This is a genomic window from Wohlfahrtiimonas sp. XWW7, from assembly GCF_056716055.1.
The window spans coordinates 1,384,676-1,400,992 of record NZ_CP168032.1 but is presented as its reverse complement, the minus strand read 5'-3'; the positions used below and the strand labels follow the sequence as shown (position 1 = coordinate 1,400,992).

The window sequence follows — 16,317 nt, the reverse complement described above, 5'->3', positions numbered from 1 at the left end:
GGTCATCAGTATCCAAAATAATAACTTAGCTCCCATCGGGAGCTAAGTTATATAAATATCAGCTTAAATTGCTCGTTTCTTTAATGTGCCAAGCATAACAGCGCTAACAACTGTACCTGCCGCAATTGCAATAACATAACCCAATAAATTACTAATCGCCCCTGGGATTAACAGCACAAAAACACCGCCATGTGGTGCTTTTAATTCGCAACCTAACACCATCGAAATCGCACCTGCAACGGCTGAACCTACAACAAAGCTTGGAATCACACGAAAAGGATCACGCGCTGCAAATGGAATCGCGCCTTCACTGATGAAAGATAAACCCAAAACTCCTGTCGCAATGCCTGATTCATATTCGTCGTTGGTGAATTTACTTTTAAACAATCGTGTCGCAACCGCTGCTGCTAACGGCGGAGTCATTCCTGCTGCCATTACAGCCGCAATCGGCTCATAAACGCCTGAAGAGATCAAAGCCACCGATGTTGCATAAGCAGCCTTATTCACTGGCCCACCTAAATCAACCGCCATCATTCCACCAATCACCGCGCCTAACACAAAAGCATTGGCACCTTCCATTCCTTTAAGCCATGATTCTAAGGCTTGCAATACAATCGCAATCGGCTCACCCACAACATAAATCATGATCAAACCCACAATCAATGTTGCCAATAATGGCAAAATCAATACAGGCTTTAATCCATCTAAATTACGGGATAATCGAATATTTTGATTAAGCCAAAGGACAATATAACCTGCAAGAAAACCTGCAATAATTCCACCGAGAAAACCAGCGCCTAAATGAGCCGCTAATAATCCTCCAATCATTCCTGGGGCTAAACCTGGTCGATCTGCTATAGAAAAGGCAATATAACCTGCCAATGCTGGCACCATTAATGAAAATCCTAAACCACCAATGGTTGATAATGCATGTGCCAATGTACCTGCATTTTCTGCATCGCCCGCATTAATACCGCCTAAAGCAAATGCCAATGCAATCAATAATCCACCTGCAACAACAAATGGAATCATAAAAGAAACACCTGTCATCAGATGTTTATAAGGCCCTATCTTTTTATCCTCTTGCACTTCTATTGCCGCTCTATTTTCAATAGGTTCCGCTTTATGCAATTTTGCTTCAGCAAGTGCTTTTTGAATGTATGATCGCCCATCATTAATCGCAGCTTTCGTATTCGATGCATAAACTCGTTTACCATGAAAACGTGCACGATCCACTTCTCTATCCGCAGCAATGATCACAATGTCTGCATTTTTGATCTCTTCTTCTGTTAATGCATCTTGTGAACCGACAGAACCTTGTGTTTCCACGCGAATATTAACGCCTAAAATTTCTGCCCCTGCTTGTAAACCTTCTGCTGCCATAAAAGTATGCGCGATGCCAGTTGGGCAAGATGTTACAGCTACAATTTGAACCGCTTTAGGCATAACGCCAGACAAAATACTTTGTGGCGATTGTAAAACAGCATCTAATGTCGTCACTGTTTGTATCATATCTTCATATTGCGCACGAATTCTCTCTGCCACATCCACACAAATCACAACATCATCTTTTTGTGGTGGTTGATCAAAGTTAACAATCGTACTATCTTTTTTAATCACAACCACTTCTATTCGTTGGTGTAAATCATGTGCGGCTTTAATCAATGCTTCCTTTGCCAAAGCCCCTTGCACTATCGAAGCTTGAATGATGACCCAAATTTTCTGATGCATGATTAGCCCTCCAATTGCTCGATCACAACTTGCGATGCCAATATTTCTACAACCTTTCTTTCAGGCAAATCGGGGCCAATAAAACCTAATTTAGCCACTGCAAATGCAGAAGATAAGCGCGCGGTAGCTTCTAAAGATAAACCCTCACGAAGTGCAGTTGCAATGCCTGCAACCATTGCATCACCTGCACCCACTGTCGTTAATATCGTGTTTGCTTTAAGCGAAGCTTTAATAACTTGCTCAGAATCTATAAATAATGCACCTTCTGCGCCCATAGAGATCACAACTAACTGAATGCCTGAAGTAATTAATTGTCGAGCTTCACAGATCACATCATCCTGAGAATTCAATAAGCGCCCAACCCAATCAGATAACTCAGCCATATTAGGTTTAATGCAATAAGGTTTAATCTCTGCTTTCAATGTCTCTCTCAATGCTTCACCGCTCGCATCCAAAATTACTTTTGCATCATGTTTTTGTAATACTGATAACATACGGACATAAACATCATTGGCGCAATTCAATGGCAACGAACCTGATAAAACAGCAATATCACAAGGTGTTTCTAAAAATTGTAGTAATTGATTGAGAGCTTCTGCTGTTGCGGAGATTCCAGGCAGATTAATATCCGTTGTATCTGATGGATCCACAATCTTAATATTGGTACGATTTGCACCCGCAACCTGCACAAACTTATCTTGAATATTTTTCTGCTGAAAGGCTGATTTAAACAGCACAGCATTATCATTGCCCAATAACCCCGTCACAATGATCGGTTCAGCATGCCAATCCGCCAAACAAGATGCCACCATGATGCCTTTGCCACCAGCAGTATAATGTACAGATTGTGCCCTATGAACTTCACCAATGTGTAGATGATTCACCGAAATGGTTTGGTCAATCGCAGGGTTTAATGTCACCGTTACAATACTCATCGTATTTCTTCCACTAAAGCACGAACATCAATCGCACAGTCTTGAACTAAAGCTGAGTGCGCCAATTTTTTCATATCCACTAAAGAGTGAGCGCGTAATTTAGCCTTTACAGGCGCAATATCTCTTGGTGTCATGGACAATTCATCCACACCCAAACCCGTTAAAATCATTGCGCCTAATGGATCACCTGCCAAACCACCACAAACGCCCACAGGACGATTGTACTGCTTAGCACCTTCTACAATCTTTTGGATCAATCGCAGTACAGCTGGATGCAAGCTATCTGCCTCTGCTGCAAGTTCTGGATTCTGACGGTCAATCGCCAATGTATATTGTGTTAAATCATTGGTGCCAATGGAGAAGAAATCCACATGTGCCGCTAAAACCTCTGCCATGACAGCCGCTGCTGGCACTTCCACCATAATACCAATTTGAATTGTAGGTGCATTCAGAGATTTACGAACCCCTTCGCAATAACTCTTCAATGTCAAAATCTCTGTCACAGTTGTAATCATAGGAAACATAATGGCCAGCTTTTTGCCATCTTTCGCCACTCGATACAAAGCTTTTAGCTGCGGTAACAACAGATCCATTCTACGCAATAATAAACGCGCACCACGAACACCTAAAAATGGATTGTCTTCACAAGGCAAATGTAAATGCGCAACTTTTTTATCGCCACCAATATCTAAGGCACGGATGATTAAAGGTAATCCATTCAATTCTTTCGCCATCGCGCTATAAATGATGTATTGATCATCTTCTGTTGGCAATTCTGAATTTTCTAAAAACAGAAACTCCGTACGCATTAACCCAACACCTTCAGCGCCTTGTGCCAATGCAAAAGGAATTTGATCAGGTTGATTGGTATTAGCACCAATCATCACTGTATGTCCATCTTTTGTCGTAGCTGGCTGACGTCGATGAGCTTCTTCTTCACGGTATTTTGCGGCCAATGTTTCCAACCAAGCTTCCGCTGATCTCATATTCGCATCGGAAGGATTCACATAGATCATCGCACCATCACCATCCACGATCATCGTACTACCATTTTTAACGTGTGCCACTGCTTCACCTGCGGCCACAATGGCAGGAATCCCTAAAGTTCTTGCTAAAATTGCTGTGTGCGATGTTGGTCCGCCATATATTGTGACCAATCCTTTCACTTTAGAGGCATCCAATAATACAGTATCAGATGGTGTTAAATCTGTTGCTGTAATGATCCATTCGCCTTCTGGTAAATCCGCCAATGTATTCCATTTTAATGAAGGATCAATGTGCCCCAAAACACGGTAGCCAATGTCACGAAGATCGGCTGTTCTCTCGGACAATGTCGCATTATCTGACAATAAAAACTCTTTCACTCGTTTCTCAATGGATTGCTGCCAAGACCATGCAACGCCATGACCATCCACAATTAACTGACATGCGCTACTGACTAAACTTTCATCGTCTAATAATGCTAATTGAGCTCGAAAAATTGCGGCGTCTTTTGCGCCCAATTTTTTCGTCATAGATTCAATGAGATTTTCCATCTGCTTTCGCGTATTTTCGATAGCATTTTCAAGAACTTTGCCCGCATCTTTCAATGCAACAGGTTCATCCAATATCACAGGACAAGATGATGTTAAATGGTAAGATTGAGCAATCACAAAACCAGGACTTGCTGAAACACCATGCAAAATTGCAGCATCTGTAATTTCTGCGGGCTTCCAACCTGAAATTTTTCCTTTTTGCTTTTGTAAACGCTCATGCTCAGCGTCATTTTGTTCCTGCATGGATAATGTTTGAATGCATGATTTAAACGCCTCAAGCTTCTGCTCATCATCCGCAGAAATGATCACTTGATCGCCACATTTAAGTCCAAGCTGTAATAATTCCACCATATTTTCTGCCATTGCAACATGTTTGCCATGGTGCACTTGAACTGCAAGATCTAATTTTTTTGCTGCTTCCGCCCATGCTGATGAAGGACGCGCATGCAAGCCCGAAGGATAATCAATCGTCCATTCAAATGAATGGGCATAATTCTTATGAAGCCTGCCAATTTCAGCATAATCTGGCTCTTTTGCATGCAGTAAAGCATTAATAATGAGATGAGCATTTGTCGTTGTACATAGCTGATCAATCAATGCTTCATTGTGCAACAATCTTGTGAGACGCTTTAATATTGCAATGTGATTATCTGTTTTTGCTGCAATGGCTATGATTAATTTTGCTTTTTGTCCATCATGCCAATCCACGCCTTCTGGTACTTGTAATACAGCTACAGCATCATGGTGAATACAATAGCGATCCTCCACTAATCCATGAGGAATTGCAACACCAACACTCAAATAAGTATTAGCCGCTTGTTCTCGTTTTTCCATACTGGGAATGAAAGCATTATCCACACAACCAGCATCCACTAGTAATTGGCCAACTGCACGAATCGCCTCTGACTTGGTTATCGATCCATTACCTAACGAAATCAACTGTTCTGTTAATATAATATTCTCAGTGGAATTGACCATATTCACGCCCTTTACATCATGATCTCTGTTATCTACCCTTTCGCTATTGGCCTTTCTGGATTTTTGCACCATTCACTCCAAGAACCAGGATACAACTTTGTAATACCCAAACCAGCATAATACATCGCAAAAATATTGTTGCAGGCGGACACGCCAGATCCACACTGCTGAACTATTATTTTACCACTATGATCTTGTAAAAACTCATTCCATTCATCTTTTAAAACATCTGGTGATTTAAATGTGCCATCGTCTTTAAGATTACATTCAAATGGACGATTGATCGCGTTGGGAATATGGCCAGCAACAGGATCTAATGGCTCAACTTCACCACGATAGCGTGCTGCACCTCGAGCATCCACAATACATAATGTAGATTGGCTCGCTGATAAATCGTCCAACACATCTTGTGTCGTGACTGTACCAAAATCACTGGCACGTATCGTGAAATTACCAGTCGTTTGATCTGTCGTTGGCTCACCTGTTTCTAATGCGTAACCTGCTATTTGCCATCCCTTGAATCCGCCTTCTAAGACTTGGACATCTTGATGACCTAACCAATGCAAAACCCACCATAAATGCGTTGCATATGTGCCACCATTATCATCATAAATAATGATACGATCATCCGAATTGATCCCTAAATCCTGCATTAACGCTTCTAACTCAGAGGGAGATTTTAAAGGATGTCTACCTGTTTCAACTGTGATTTCTGCACACAAATCAATATCAAGATCCACTCTCAATGCATTGGGAATTCTACTTTTAGCATATGCAACATCGCCATAATCTTCATTCATTAAATCAAACCGAGCATCAATGATGACCAGCTTATGATGATTTTCTTGTAATTGTTTCAAGGCTGAAACTGTGATCAATGGCGATAAAGCTTGAGTACTCATTGTGCATCCTCACATATTATGAATATATTAGTCCCATAATATGCATGAATGTGCGCCTAAGATAAAGGATTAATCATCACTTTTATGTCTAATGCTTTGGCATAATAAGGCGAAGTCGTCACTAAACCATCCACGCCTGTCTTACAATAAGCTTGAATATTATTAGGATTAATTCCGCCTGCACCCAATAATGAAATATGTGGATGCGCCATTTTCATCACACCAACGGCTTCTTTTAATGCTTCTGGCGTTAATTTATCAAACTGAATCGCATCTATGTCCATTTGTGCAAAACGTAAAGCTTCTTCTAGACTTTCAGCTTCTATCACAATCTTTTTTTCACACGTTAAATGCTTAATGTCTGCAATTTTCTGCATCAAAGCTTCGTCATTCACAAAGAATGCTCGATGCTGCTGAAAGATCAAAATGGTTTCAGATAATCCCAATCTATGTGGCATCGCTCCACCTGCAATGATACCTTGAATTGCCAAATGCTTTGTCCCTGGAATACTTTTCCGCGTCGTTAATAGTGCAATTTTTGGGCTGGCTTGATTGCACACATCCACCATTTTTCTTGTAGTACTTGCAACACCAGAACAATAATCGATGATATTCTGCCCGATCTTCCAAACTGTATGAATCGCTTCACTGCTGCCTTTGCCGATTAATACAACATCACCTGCATTAATCTGCTCGCCTGAATGCTTCATTTCAACCAATTCGATGCCCAATCGATCGAACATTTTTGCCACAATTTCTGTACCTGCCACAATGCCATTTTCCCGCGTTGCATAACGAATTTCGGCCATGTGCGCTCGAATGCTTAAAAGCTCACAAGTGAGATCAATGTAAGGCACATCCTCTCGAATTAAACGCTCGATTTCATCCGTTGTCATAAACATAATGGATCCTTTTAATGATTTTATTTCAGTTGTTCAAATAAAAATGATTCACCTTCAGCTTTAATCTCTTCAGTTAATTCATAAGCATGAATCAATCGCCCCGCTTTCATCACGCCAATTTGTGTGGCAAGTGATAAAGCCTCACTAATATCATGCGTTACATGAATAATCGTTGGCTGATAGGCTCGGTGAATGTTTCGTAAAACTTTCCGCATGTCATGGCGAGTGACATAATCCAATGCACTTGTGGGTTCATCCAACAATAATATTTGAGGTTTAAATACTAGAGCACGTGCCAAGGCGATGCGTTGTTTTTCACCACCACTTAAATGATGCACGGTGTGCTTCAATAAATGGGTGATCCCCAAACATTCTGCAATGTCATTCACCATAACTTGGCACTTTTTTAGAGGATAACCACGCATTTTTAATGGAAAAGCGATGTTATCCAACACATTCAAATGCATGAATAACTCAAAATGCTGATAAACAAACCCAATATTGCGGGCTTCTGGTAAAGTATTCTGCAAGGCTTGTCCATTAAATATCATCTCGCCCGTGACTTTGGGATATCGTCCTGCGATGGATTCCAATAACAAGGTTTTACCAGAACCTGTTCGCCCTAAAATCACACAATAGCTACCTCGCTGAATGTTCAAATTAATATCATTGAGCTGAAATTTTGATAATTTTAGTGATAAATTACAAATATTCAGCATGTTTTTTCCTCAATATCCATTCAAAAACTAAAGAGCATGTGAGTGAAATTAGCATTAAAATCACAGCGATCGACATTGCTAAATCTAAATCACCTGTTGAAAGATTCAACATGATTGAAGTGGGTAAAATCTCTGTTTTCATGCGTGTTGCGCCCGCCACCATAATGACAGCGCCAAATTCACCTAAAGCTCTCGACCAAGTTAAGACAACTGTGGAAATAATCGTAGATTTCAGTAATGGTAATGTCACATGATAAAAGCATTGCCATCGGCTCGCTCCCAATGTTCGAGCCACAAATAATTGTTTAGTATTTAAGTGCTCTAAACCAACTGTTAGGAGTTTTATCGCAAAAGGCAGATTCACAAAAGTTTGTGCCAAAATAATGCCTTGTTGAGTAAAAACAAAGGATACATTCAGATGCTTTTCTAAAAAGCTACCAATGCCCATATGACCAAAAAATAGTAATAAAGCGACGCCTGAAACAATATGTGGCAAAGCCAATGGTAAACATAACAATGGCATTAACCAATGTTTAAAACGCGAATGATATAAAAAATAAGCAATGGGAGCGGCTAGAATTAAACAGATGATTGTGGAAATGATGGATGTTTGCAGGCTCAAGCCAATAGCAAATTGCACTTCTTTTAGAAACAGCGCTTCTGGCAATAACGGAATGCCTTCCTTCATCAGCATAAAAAGTGGCGCAATAATCAATAGCGCCACCAAACTAACTAATCCATAATATGGGATTCTTCTCATTCAGCAACTGGCTTAAAACCGTAACGCGCAAAAATTTCCTTGCCCTCTTTCGAGCTTGCTAAATCCATAAAAGCTTTGGACAATTCTGGTTGTGCAGTCGAACTAATCACACCGCCAGTAACGATTTGATCAATATTTTGGTTAGGATCAATTTCAATGATCTCAACTTTCGGATTATTGTAAACAGAATCGATCGTTGCAATCATTGCATCCGCACTGCCCAATGTTAACTGCACCACCATTTCATTCACAGTATTGGCTGTGGAAACCACATGATTGTTGACCTTTTTTAAGTTGTTCTTTTCTAAAATCAACTGGGCCGTTTTACCAATCGCACTTGCTTTCTCTTCCCCAAGAATCACTTTGATACCGTCTTTACTAAGATCTTGTAGATTTTGGATATTTTTAGGATTACCTTTAAGGACAACTATCGCTGGCGTATGATGAGCAATGCCATAAGCTTCATTCACTAATCCTTTTTTATGGGCAGCATTATAAGCAACATCCGCACCAACAATGAATAAATCACCTTTCTTTGTGGCTTCCAATTGTGTCAATAACTGCCCAGAACCCGCATAGTTAAATTCAATTTCTGCATTATTTCGCGCTTCAAACAGCGTTGCGATCTCTTCCATTGGCTTTTTCAAACCTGCACCAGAATAAACAAATAGTGATTCTCCATCTGCCCATGAAAAACCAACACTGCTCGCCAATATTACAGCGGTTGCTGTTATTTGCTGAAACACTTTCATTACTGCCCTCATGATTAACTGAAATGATCGCAGTATAATATATTACATAACGTATTTACAATTTCTCACAACCCGTGCCAATAATCTCACTTCGTCCACCGCTCATTGGTTTAATCCGAATCTGTGTTTGGATTCGCTCTTTCAATGCCGAAACATGGGAAATGACGCCAATCAATTTCCCTTCGCCATGCAAATTGGATAAGACTGCAAGCGCTGTATCCAACGCTTCTTCATCCAATGTACCAAAGCCTTCATCCAAAAACAGTGAATCCACACGCACTTTTCGGCTCGCCATTTTCGATAAACCCAATGCCAGCGCCAAACTAATGATGAAGCTTTCTCCGCCTGATAAATTTTTAGTGGATCGCTCTTCGCCTGCTTGGTAATTATCCATCACGTTTAACTTTAAAGGCTCAGCTTTATCGCGCATCAATAGATAACGATCCGTCATTTTCTCCAATTGACGATTGGCGTGATTCACCATTAATTCAAAGGTTAAACCTTGTGCAAAGTTGCGATACTTTTTACCATCAGATGAACCAATCAAACCATGCAATTTATCCCATCGTTGGCATTCTAATCGCTGCGCATCAATCGCTTCTTTCTTCTCCGCAATTCTGCCAAGTGCTTGATCATTCTCACTCAATTGATATTCTAGCTGAGCCAATTGTTCTTGCTGTTCTATCCAACTCTGTTCCTGTACGATTAATTGAGTGGATAAAATATCTAAAGGCTCAGTTGTAATAGTCTTTTTCTGCTCAATGACCAATTGCGATTTTCGATCTTTTTCTCGTGCAGCTAAATCCATCTCTTTCTGCGTTAAATCTTTGGCTTTAAGTATTAATTCCTCGCGTATATCATTCGGCAATCGCGCTTCTAAAAATGCCGCTTCATCCATAAACTCATGCTGATTTAAACTTTCCATAAACACAGTATTCAAAGTTTGTAACTCAGCATCTATTTTCACAATAGATGTAGTTAATTGCTGAATGCTCTGCTCTGTTAATCGCAATGTTTGTTGTGATTGTTGTTGTGCTTCTTTCGCTTTGATTGCTTGAGCTTCCAATGATTGCAGCTGTATCGTTAATTGTTCTTCTACTGTTTCCACAATTTGCTCACCAAATAATGCAATACGCTCTGATTTTTTCGCATCTAATTCAGTTTGAATTTTAGTTAACTCTGCCTTTTTATGACTTAAATCATCTTCTTTATGCTGTAAATGATTCGATAATTGCTGAATTTCATACTTTATTGTATTCAAAGAATCCTGAATGTTTTTTGCATTGTTAACCTCAGCTTGCCACTGGTTCAATCGCCCATTTAAATGATCTAGCAATTCATCATGCGCCATAGATTTCACGATATTCAATGGCTGCAACGATGAATAAATCTCTCGATTCAGATCATCATATTGCTTCTCTAAAGTATTTAATGAATCACTATTTTTCTGCTGATTTTCAATCAATTCAGCCTGTTTTTCTTTTAATTGCGTTAATTCAGAGGTTTTTAATGTGATTTGTAGATCAATCGCCGTGAGTTTTTTATCGAGCTGATGACATAATCTTTCTTGGATTTCCAATTGATCAATGCGCTGTACCAGAATCACCAATTGTGCTTCAATTTCATCTTGCTCTGGCATTTGCCCTTTCGCATAAGGATGATCGAGCGAACCGCACAATGGGCAAGCTTCTCCATCCTTCAAACGCTTACGCTCTTCCTCCAACGAAGCAATACGATTCAGCAATGCTTGTTCTCGTAATAACCCTTCCTTTTCATTGCGATAATCAAGCAAAGTTCTGCCTGCCAATAAGCTTTGCTGAGTTGATTGCACCAAGGTTAATTCTGTATTAATTTGAGTTTTATCTTGCTCAATTTTTCCTAACTCTGTTGTTTTTGTCTCAATATTACTGGCGATTGCCTGCAACTTATCATTATCTGAATCATTAGATTTCTTTTGGCTTTCGATCGCTACAGCTTGGCATTGCAATTGTGCCAATTGGTTTTTCACCGCAAAAAAATGATTCACCAACCATTCATCTGCTTTATGTTCAACCAAATATTGCTCTGCTTTCGCTAACTCTGTTTCGCTTTTTTGATATTGCGCTTGCTGAATTTTTAACTTTTGCTGATATTCTGCCATTGAAGATTCAATCGCAGTACATTGTTGAGTTAATGCTTCTGCAATCTTTCTTTTCTCGGCCAAAGCATAATCCAAAGTACGAACTTGCTGCCAAATCACCGTTTGCGCTTTGTACTGCTCTTTCCCTGATTGATGTTGCGCCATTGCATCATCTAAAGCCTTCTGAGCACCTTCTAACGCATTTTTAGCTAATGGCAATTGCTCATTGTGCTTAACTAAATCCTTTTGAGCTTGTGATAATCCATCACGCACAGCGGTTAATTTCGCGTATTCACCCTCCAATTGCATGGCAAGATTCGCCATTTCCAATTGCTGTTTTTTAGGCTGAAATTCAGTAATGACTTTTGTTAGCTCGATTTTTTCAGCTTCTATATTGGTTAAATCAGTTGTTAATTTTTCAATTAAATTTAACCAATCCACAGCGATGCGCGTTTGATCTAAAGTCGCTTTTAACGCTTGATTTGTCGATTTTTGCGTGATGATTGTAGATTTTATATCTGTAATTTCATCATCCGTTAACAACTGAATGCCACGAACTTCCGCTTGCAAAATATCCAATTGCTTTTGTTCATCAGTTTTGCGCTTATGCACTTGTACTGAAATTTCCGAATAAATCTCTGTGCCTGTGATCTGTTCTAGAATCTCAGATTTATGCCCAACATCCGCTTTTAAAAAGCTATCAAAACTGCCTTGAGCCAATAACATAGATCGATTGAAGCGCTTAAAATCCATGCCCGTTTTTTCTTCGATCACCGCCACAACTCGGCTTTTTTTGCTTTCGATTATTTTGGATTCATCAAACTTAGACAAATCCGTAATTTCAGCAATCTCATGGGTTTGATCTTGCAGTGCACCATCTGGTGATTTTCGAGCTTTGCGCTGTTCCCAATGGCAACGATAAATCCCTGCTTGGGATTGAAACACAACCTCCGCATAACACTCGCCTGTATGGCGGGACATAATCTCATTATCACTTTTTGTGATTTTACCTAGGCGCGGCGTTTCACCATACAAAGCAAGACAAATCGCATCCAAAATCGTAGATTTACCTGCGCCCGTTGGCCCAGTTAAGGCAAAAATTCCATTATTCACATATTCAGGATCACTGAAATCAATATTCCATTCACCTTGTAAAGAGTTCAAATTTTTAAAACGTAATTCCAAAATTCTCATACTTTACTCCGCGTTTTTATCATTGTCTTGTAACTCTTGAATGATCTCATTGTAAGCTGAAATCAGCTCTGATTGTTCGCTTTCATCCACATCAAATGCCGTTAAACAGCGTGCAAAAACATCATCAGGATTCAAATCATCCAATGTTTCTTCATCCATTTCGCTGTGGATCACGCGCTCCATTAATCTGCGATTTTTAATGCGTAATACTTCAAGCTCACTATTATTCAATGCTTCATCCAATAGATCACGCAAATTGCTCACAATCTCCGTGCCTGTGTATTCAATTTCGAGCCAAGCATTGCTTTCTTCTGCCTTTAACTGCTCGATCTTTTGCTGAATGTTTTTCACATCACCTGTGATTTTCACGAGTTGCTGAAATCTTGGCACAAATAATGGTGTTACTGTTAAAGATCGTCCGATAAAATCCACGAGCAAAACTTGTTTGTTCTGATTAATTTCGCCATAGCCCATCGGAATTGGCGAGCCTGAATAACGAATATGTTCAGCACCGCCCACTTTTTGTGGTACATGCAAATGCCCAAGCGCAAGATAATCCAGTGAAGCAGGAAAGAGATCTCGCCCAACATGCGCCAATGTGCCCACATATAATTCACGCACGCCATCACCATCCACAGTTTGTGCGCCTGCCGTAAATAAATGCCCCATGCCAATCATAGGAATATCCTTAAAACCAGCTTTTTCATATTCTTTCTGCTGTGTTTCTGCGATCGCACAAACATCGAAATAATGATTACGAATGCCTTCAATTAACTTTGCATTTTTATCGTCAATATTTTCGCCTGCTTCCAATAAACGGATATCTTTATCCCGTAAATATGGCACAGCACAAATGATGGCTTCAGGCTGATCATTGTGATAAAGCGTGATCACTTCGTCGCTTAGATCATCGGGCATTGCACCCACCACATGAACATTCAGCGCATGCAATAGTGCTTTGGGCGCATTTAAAAATGATGGTGAATCGTGATTGCCACCAATAATCACAATATGGCGACAAGTGCCTTTTGCCACACGATGCAAGAATTCATAATACAAAGATTGCGCACGGTTACTTGGCGTGCTTGTATCAAACACATCGCCTGCAATTAATAATACATCCACAGCATGCTCGGTAATAGCATCCACCAGCCAATTCAAAAAAGCTTCAAATTCTGCGTAGCGCTTTTTGCCATAAAGCGCCCTGCCCAAATGCCAATCCGCTGTGTGTAATATTCTCATGCCATTATCCAATGATTCATTATGGTTGGGATATTAACATTGATAATAATTTTTAAAAAATGAATAAAAACCACTTTAAATAACAAACTATACCAACTCATCAATTTTATTAATTGTATTCAATGAGAGAGTACAATTTGGCCCACTATAATCCCCTCAAAAAAACTTCCCTAATTTGTGAGTACTAAAAATTAAATATCAGCCCTTTTTAATGCCATTAAATACCCAAGAAGCTGGTCTGTGCTATTAAAAAATCTTGAGCTGCTTTCTCTAAAATTTTCCATCTCTTCTTTTGTATGTGCTTGCCCAGACAAAACTTTATCTGCAAAATCTTTCCATACTAACAAATGAGTTTGAACGCTAGTTTTATAGTCATTAAAAAATTCATTATCTACAATCATATATAGCCTGCATATCATTATTGCCTTACTAAGATCATGAGTTAACAAATCAATATCTATAACAGTATCTTTAATCATGTGTGGTCGCATCAAAACAACTTTAAGCCTAAGACCCTCGGCAACACTATACAACTCCTCTATTTTAGCAACTCTCAATTTTTCTGATTCTAATTTAATCTGTGCATCTATCTGTTTTTTCGTTGATTGTTTTTGAGAGTAAAAGGCAATAAGTGCGGCACCAAATGCTATTAGGCCAGCAACTAAAGATCCGTGATTTTTGGATATCTCTATAAAAGTTTCAATAGTGAATAATTTCACTAAAAAAGCAAACATTGCCATAAATGGAAAAACAATAATTAAAGAAGCCACAAACTTCGAAATACATTCGTCTTTATTCATTATTAATTCTTTAGTAAATAAATATGATTATATCGTATAAACAATATCTCCGAATCTTGTGATTTCTAAGCTGCCTATTCGGCAGTTAACAAACTTACTGCTGAGTTTGCCATTCAAATTTTTTTCTAAGCTGCCTATTCGGCAGTTAACGTGTTATCCCTGTTATATCTTGGGTTGCTGCTTTTCTAAGCTGCCTATTCGGCAGTTAACTGCTTAAGCCATTCAAAGTGTACGAATCTTGATTTCTAAGCTGCCTATTCGGCAGTTAACTTATTCACCGCCTAACAATTCAGGGTTTTCGTTTTCTAAGCTGCCTATTCGGCAGTTAACCGACGGCCAAATTTACAGTGTATTTGCCAAAATTTCTAAGCTGCCTATTCGGCAGTTAACAGCATGTAAATAAATAATACAGCAGAAATTACTTTCTAAGCTGCCTATTCGGCAGTTAACATGTTGATCAAGTTAATCTCTGTCCTGAGTGTTTTCTAAGCTGCCTATTCGGCAGTTAACAGTAGATTTTACGCGTAAACTCATTAGAAAACCACATGTTACAGGTAAAAACCAATAAAATACCAATAATTTTCAATAACAATATAACCATTTGATTTATAATATTTTATTATTAACCTAAAAAACTTTGGGTCATTTCCTTCAAAAGTTGACTATAACTAAATAGTGTAATGAATCTAAATATCAGCTAGTGCATTTTCGTAATAGCTTATTCACGATTTTATTGCATAATAAAACTTACATTCAGGCTACACAATGGCTTTAGAATGCAGGAGAAAGAGGAGAGATCGGCCATAATCATCATGATGAACCCGCCAAAAACAACTGTTCAGTTATGACAATTAGCGCTGATAAATTAATGCCCATGAAATGACAAATTGGCATATTCATGGTTGATTCTAAAAGGAAATACCCAATGTTAACTATTTCATCTCGTGCCGCTCTTGTCAGTGTTTTGGCAAGCAGCCTAATATTGAGTGCCGCCCACAGTGAAGAGCAATCATTCCCCAAAGGAGAACAAACCTATAAAAATATTTGTGGTCGTTGCCATGAAGCTGGCATTGGCCCTGATTTTAAAGGTCGAAAACTACCTGCAACATTCATCATCACCATGGCACGCAGCGGCTTCCAAGCAATGCCTGCATTTCCAATGTCGCACGTGGATGATGCAACGCTATTAGAAACAGCTAAATATATTGAGAATTTACCTGCTAATCCTGTCACAACCGCACAAAAAAAGGATTAATGCCATGAATACAGCTCGTCGAAATGTATTAAAAGGCATTGTTGCTTTAGGTTCCGCTAGCGCCTTGAACTTAGTTTCACCATTGTGGGCTTCATCGAACATTGCTAATAATCCTATTCATTTGATCGTGGCGAATGATGATGTTGGAAATGCTTTTTATAAAGGTGCTAATACCGTTCAATCCATCGCCATTCAATCATCATTGCATAGCGCAACTTCCCTGCCTTTTTTAGAAAAATATCAAAACCTTTTGAAAACTAAAGGACAACGAATTTTTGGCCTCGTGGATGATGCAAGTGCCGTATTAATCATGGATTTTGCACGCTCTGCCAATGCGCGTGTTTTATGGCAAAAAGATCACGTGATTCATTCCAATGAATCAGCAGCACAATTGGGTTTAGGATTAGTGAGTAACGCCATAAATCCTGCAACAAAAGAACAGATCGCATTCAAAAAACATTACGTTTCATTTTTAATTGAAAGCTAATGGGGA

Annotated in this window: 13 protein-coding genes and 1 CRISPR repeat array; of the genes, 2 read left to right on the top strand and 11 right to left on the bottom strand. The window is 39.3% G+C overall.

Annotated features, from left to right (window positions below; translation table 11 throughout):
* Positions 1-63 precede the first annotated feature (63 nt).
* From ACA100_RS06725 to ACA100_RS06675, 11 genes are all read right to left on the bottom strand, one after another.
* Positions 64-1,731, bottom strand: coding sequence for a PTS fructose transporter subunit IIC (locus ACA100_RS06725; RefSeq protein ID WP_481076944.1), 1,668 nt, complete (start codon positions 1,729-1,731; stop codon positions 64-66).
* 2 nt (positions 1,732-1,733) lie between these two features.
* Positions 1,734-2,666 (bottom strand): 1-phosphofructokinase, encoded by a 933-nt coding sequence (gene pfkB / locus ACA100_RS06720; RefSeq protein WP_481076943.1) that lies wholly within the window; start codon positions 2,664-2,666, stop codon positions 1,734-1,736.
* Positions 2,663-5,179, bottom strand: coding sequence for a phosphoenolpyruvate--protein phosphotransferase (ptsP, locus tag ACA100_RS06715; protein WP_481076942.1), 2,517 nt, complete (start codon positions 5,177-5,179; stop codon positions 2,663-2,665). The genes pfkB and ptsP overlap by 4 nt, the downstream gene beginning before the upstream one ends.
* 32 nt (positions 5,180-5,211) lie before the next feature.
* A complete protein-coding gene (locus ACA100_RS06710) occupies positions 5,212-6,081 on the bottom strand; it encodes a sulfurtransferase (RefSeq protein WP_481076941.1) in 870 nt (289 codons plus the stop codon).
* A gap of 56 nt (positions 6,082-6,137) precedes the next feature.
* On the bottom strand, positions 6,138-6,983 hold the full coding sequence (gene modD / locus ACA100_RS06705) for a ModD protein (RefSeq protein WP_481076940.1): 846 nt from the start codon (positions 6,981-6,983) through the stop codon (positions 6,138-6,140).
* A 20-nt stretch (positions 6,984-7,003) separates the two neighbouring features.
* Entirely contained in the window at positions 7,004-7,702 is a 699-nt protein-coding gene (locus tag ACA100_RS06700) for an ATP-binding cassette domain-containing protein (RefSeq protein ID WP_481076939.1), read from the bottom strand.
* Positions 7,686-8,462: an ABC transporter permease gene (locus ACA100_RS06695; protein WP_481076938.1), complete on the bottom strand. Its 777-nt coding sequence runs from the start codon at positions 8,460-8,462 to the stop codon at positions 7,686-7,688. The genes ACA100_RS06700 and ACA100_RS06695 overlap by 17 nt, the downstream gene beginning before the upstream one ends.
* Complete coding sequence (gene modA / locus ACA100_RS06690; RefSeq protein ID WP_481076937.1) at positions 8,459-9,214, bottom strand: molybdate ABC transporter substrate-binding protein; 756 nt, start codon at positions 9,212-9,214, stop codon at positions 8,459-8,461. Before modA ends, ACA100_RS06695 begins: the two co-directional genes overlap by 4 nt.
* Positions 9,215-9,269: 55 nt before the next feature.
* On the bottom strand, positions 9,270-12,527 hold the full coding sequence (locus ACA100_RS06685; protein ID WP_481076936.1) for an AAA family ATPase: 3,258 nt from the start codon (positions 12,525-12,527) through the stop codon (positions 9,270-9,272).
* 3 nt (positions 12,528-12,530) lie between these two features.
* Positions 12,531-13,769, bottom strand: a complete 1,239-nt coding sequence (locus ACA100_RS06680; protein ID WP_481076935.1) for an exonuclease SbcCD subunit D C-terminal domain-containing protein — start codon at positions 13,767-13,769, stop codon at positions 12,531-12,533.
* 191 nt (positions 13,770-13,960) lie between these two features.
* Positions 13,961-14,569 (bottom strand): hypothetical protein, encoded by a 609-nt coding sequence (locus ACA100_RS06675; RefSeq protein WP_481076934.1) that lies wholly within the window; start codon positions 14,567-14,569, stop codon positions 13,961-13,963.
* Between the two features lie 62 nt (positions 14,570-14,631).
* A CRISPR array of direct repeats spans positions 14,632-15,079; the repeat unit is 28 nt; unit sequence TTTCTAAGCTGCCTATTCGGCAGTTAAC.
* Between the two features lie 415 nt (positions 15,080-15,494).
* Here ACA100_RS06675 and ACA100_RS06670 point away from each other — a divergent pair.
* Positions 15,495-15,824, top strand: a complete 330-nt coding sequence (locus ACA100_RS06670; RefSeq protein ID WP_481076933.1) for a c-type cytochrome — start codon at positions 15,495-15,497, stop codon at positions 15,822-15,824.
* A 4-nt stretch (positions 15,825-15,828) separates the two neighbouring features.
* Positions 15,829-16,311 (top strand): hypothetical protein, encoded by a 483-nt coding sequence (locus ACA100_RS06665; protein ID WP_481076932.1) that lies wholly within the window; start codon positions 15,829-15,831, stop codon positions 16,309-16,311.
* Positions 16,312-16,317: the final 6 nt, after the last annotated feature.

Coding starts and splice junctions, on each gene's coding strand:
- ACA100_RS06685 (WP_481076936.1), bottom strand. CDS start 12,527: ATGAGAATTTTGGAATTACGTTTTAAAAATTTGAACTCTTTACAAGGT.
- ACA100_RS06700 (WP_481076939.1), bottom strand. CDS start 7,702: ATGCTGAATATTTGTAATTTATCACTAAAATTATCAAAATTTCAGCTC.
- ACA100_RS06675 (WP_481076934.1), bottom strand. CDS start 14,569: ATGAATAAAGACGAATGTATTTCGAAGTTTGTGGCTTCTTTAATTATT.
- ACA100_RS06695 (WP_481076938.1), bottom strand. CDS start 8,462: ATGAGAAGAATCCCATATTATGGATTAGTTAGTTTGGTGGCGCTATTG.
- ACA100_RS06680 (WP_481076935.1), bottom strand. CDS start 13,769: ATGAGAATATTACACACAGCGGATTGGCATTTGGGCAGGGCGCTTTAT.
- modA (WP_481076937.1), bottom strand. CDS start 9,214: ATGAAAGTGTTTCAGCAAATAACAGCAACCGCTGTAATATTGGCGAGC.
- modD (WP_481076940.1), bottom strand. CDS start 6,983: ATGTTTATGACAACGGATGAAATCGAGCGTTTAATTCGAGAGGATGTG.
- pfkB (WP_481076943.1), bottom strand. CDS start 2,666: ATGAGTATTGTAACGGTGACATTAAACCCTGCGATTGACCAAACCATT.
- ptsP (WP_481076942.1), bottom strand. CDS start 5,179: ATGGTCAATTCCACTGAGAATATTATATTAACAGAACAGTTGATTTCG.
- ACA100_RS06710 (WP_481076941.1), bottom strand. CDS start 6,081: ATGAGTACTCAAGCTTTATCGCCATTGATCACAGTTTCAGCCTTGAAA.
- ACA100_RS06725 (WP_481076944.1), bottom strand. CDS start 1,731: ATGCATCAGAAAATTTGGGTCATCATTCAAGCTTCGATAGTGCAAGGG.
- ACA100_RS06670 (WP_481076933.1), top strand. CDS start 15,495: ATGTTAACTATTTCATCTCGTGCCGCTCTTGTCAGTGTTTTGGCAAGC.
- ACA100_RS06665 (WP_481076932.1), top strand. CDS start 15,829: ATGAATACAGCTCGTCGAAATGTATTAAAAGGCATTGTTGCTTTAGGT.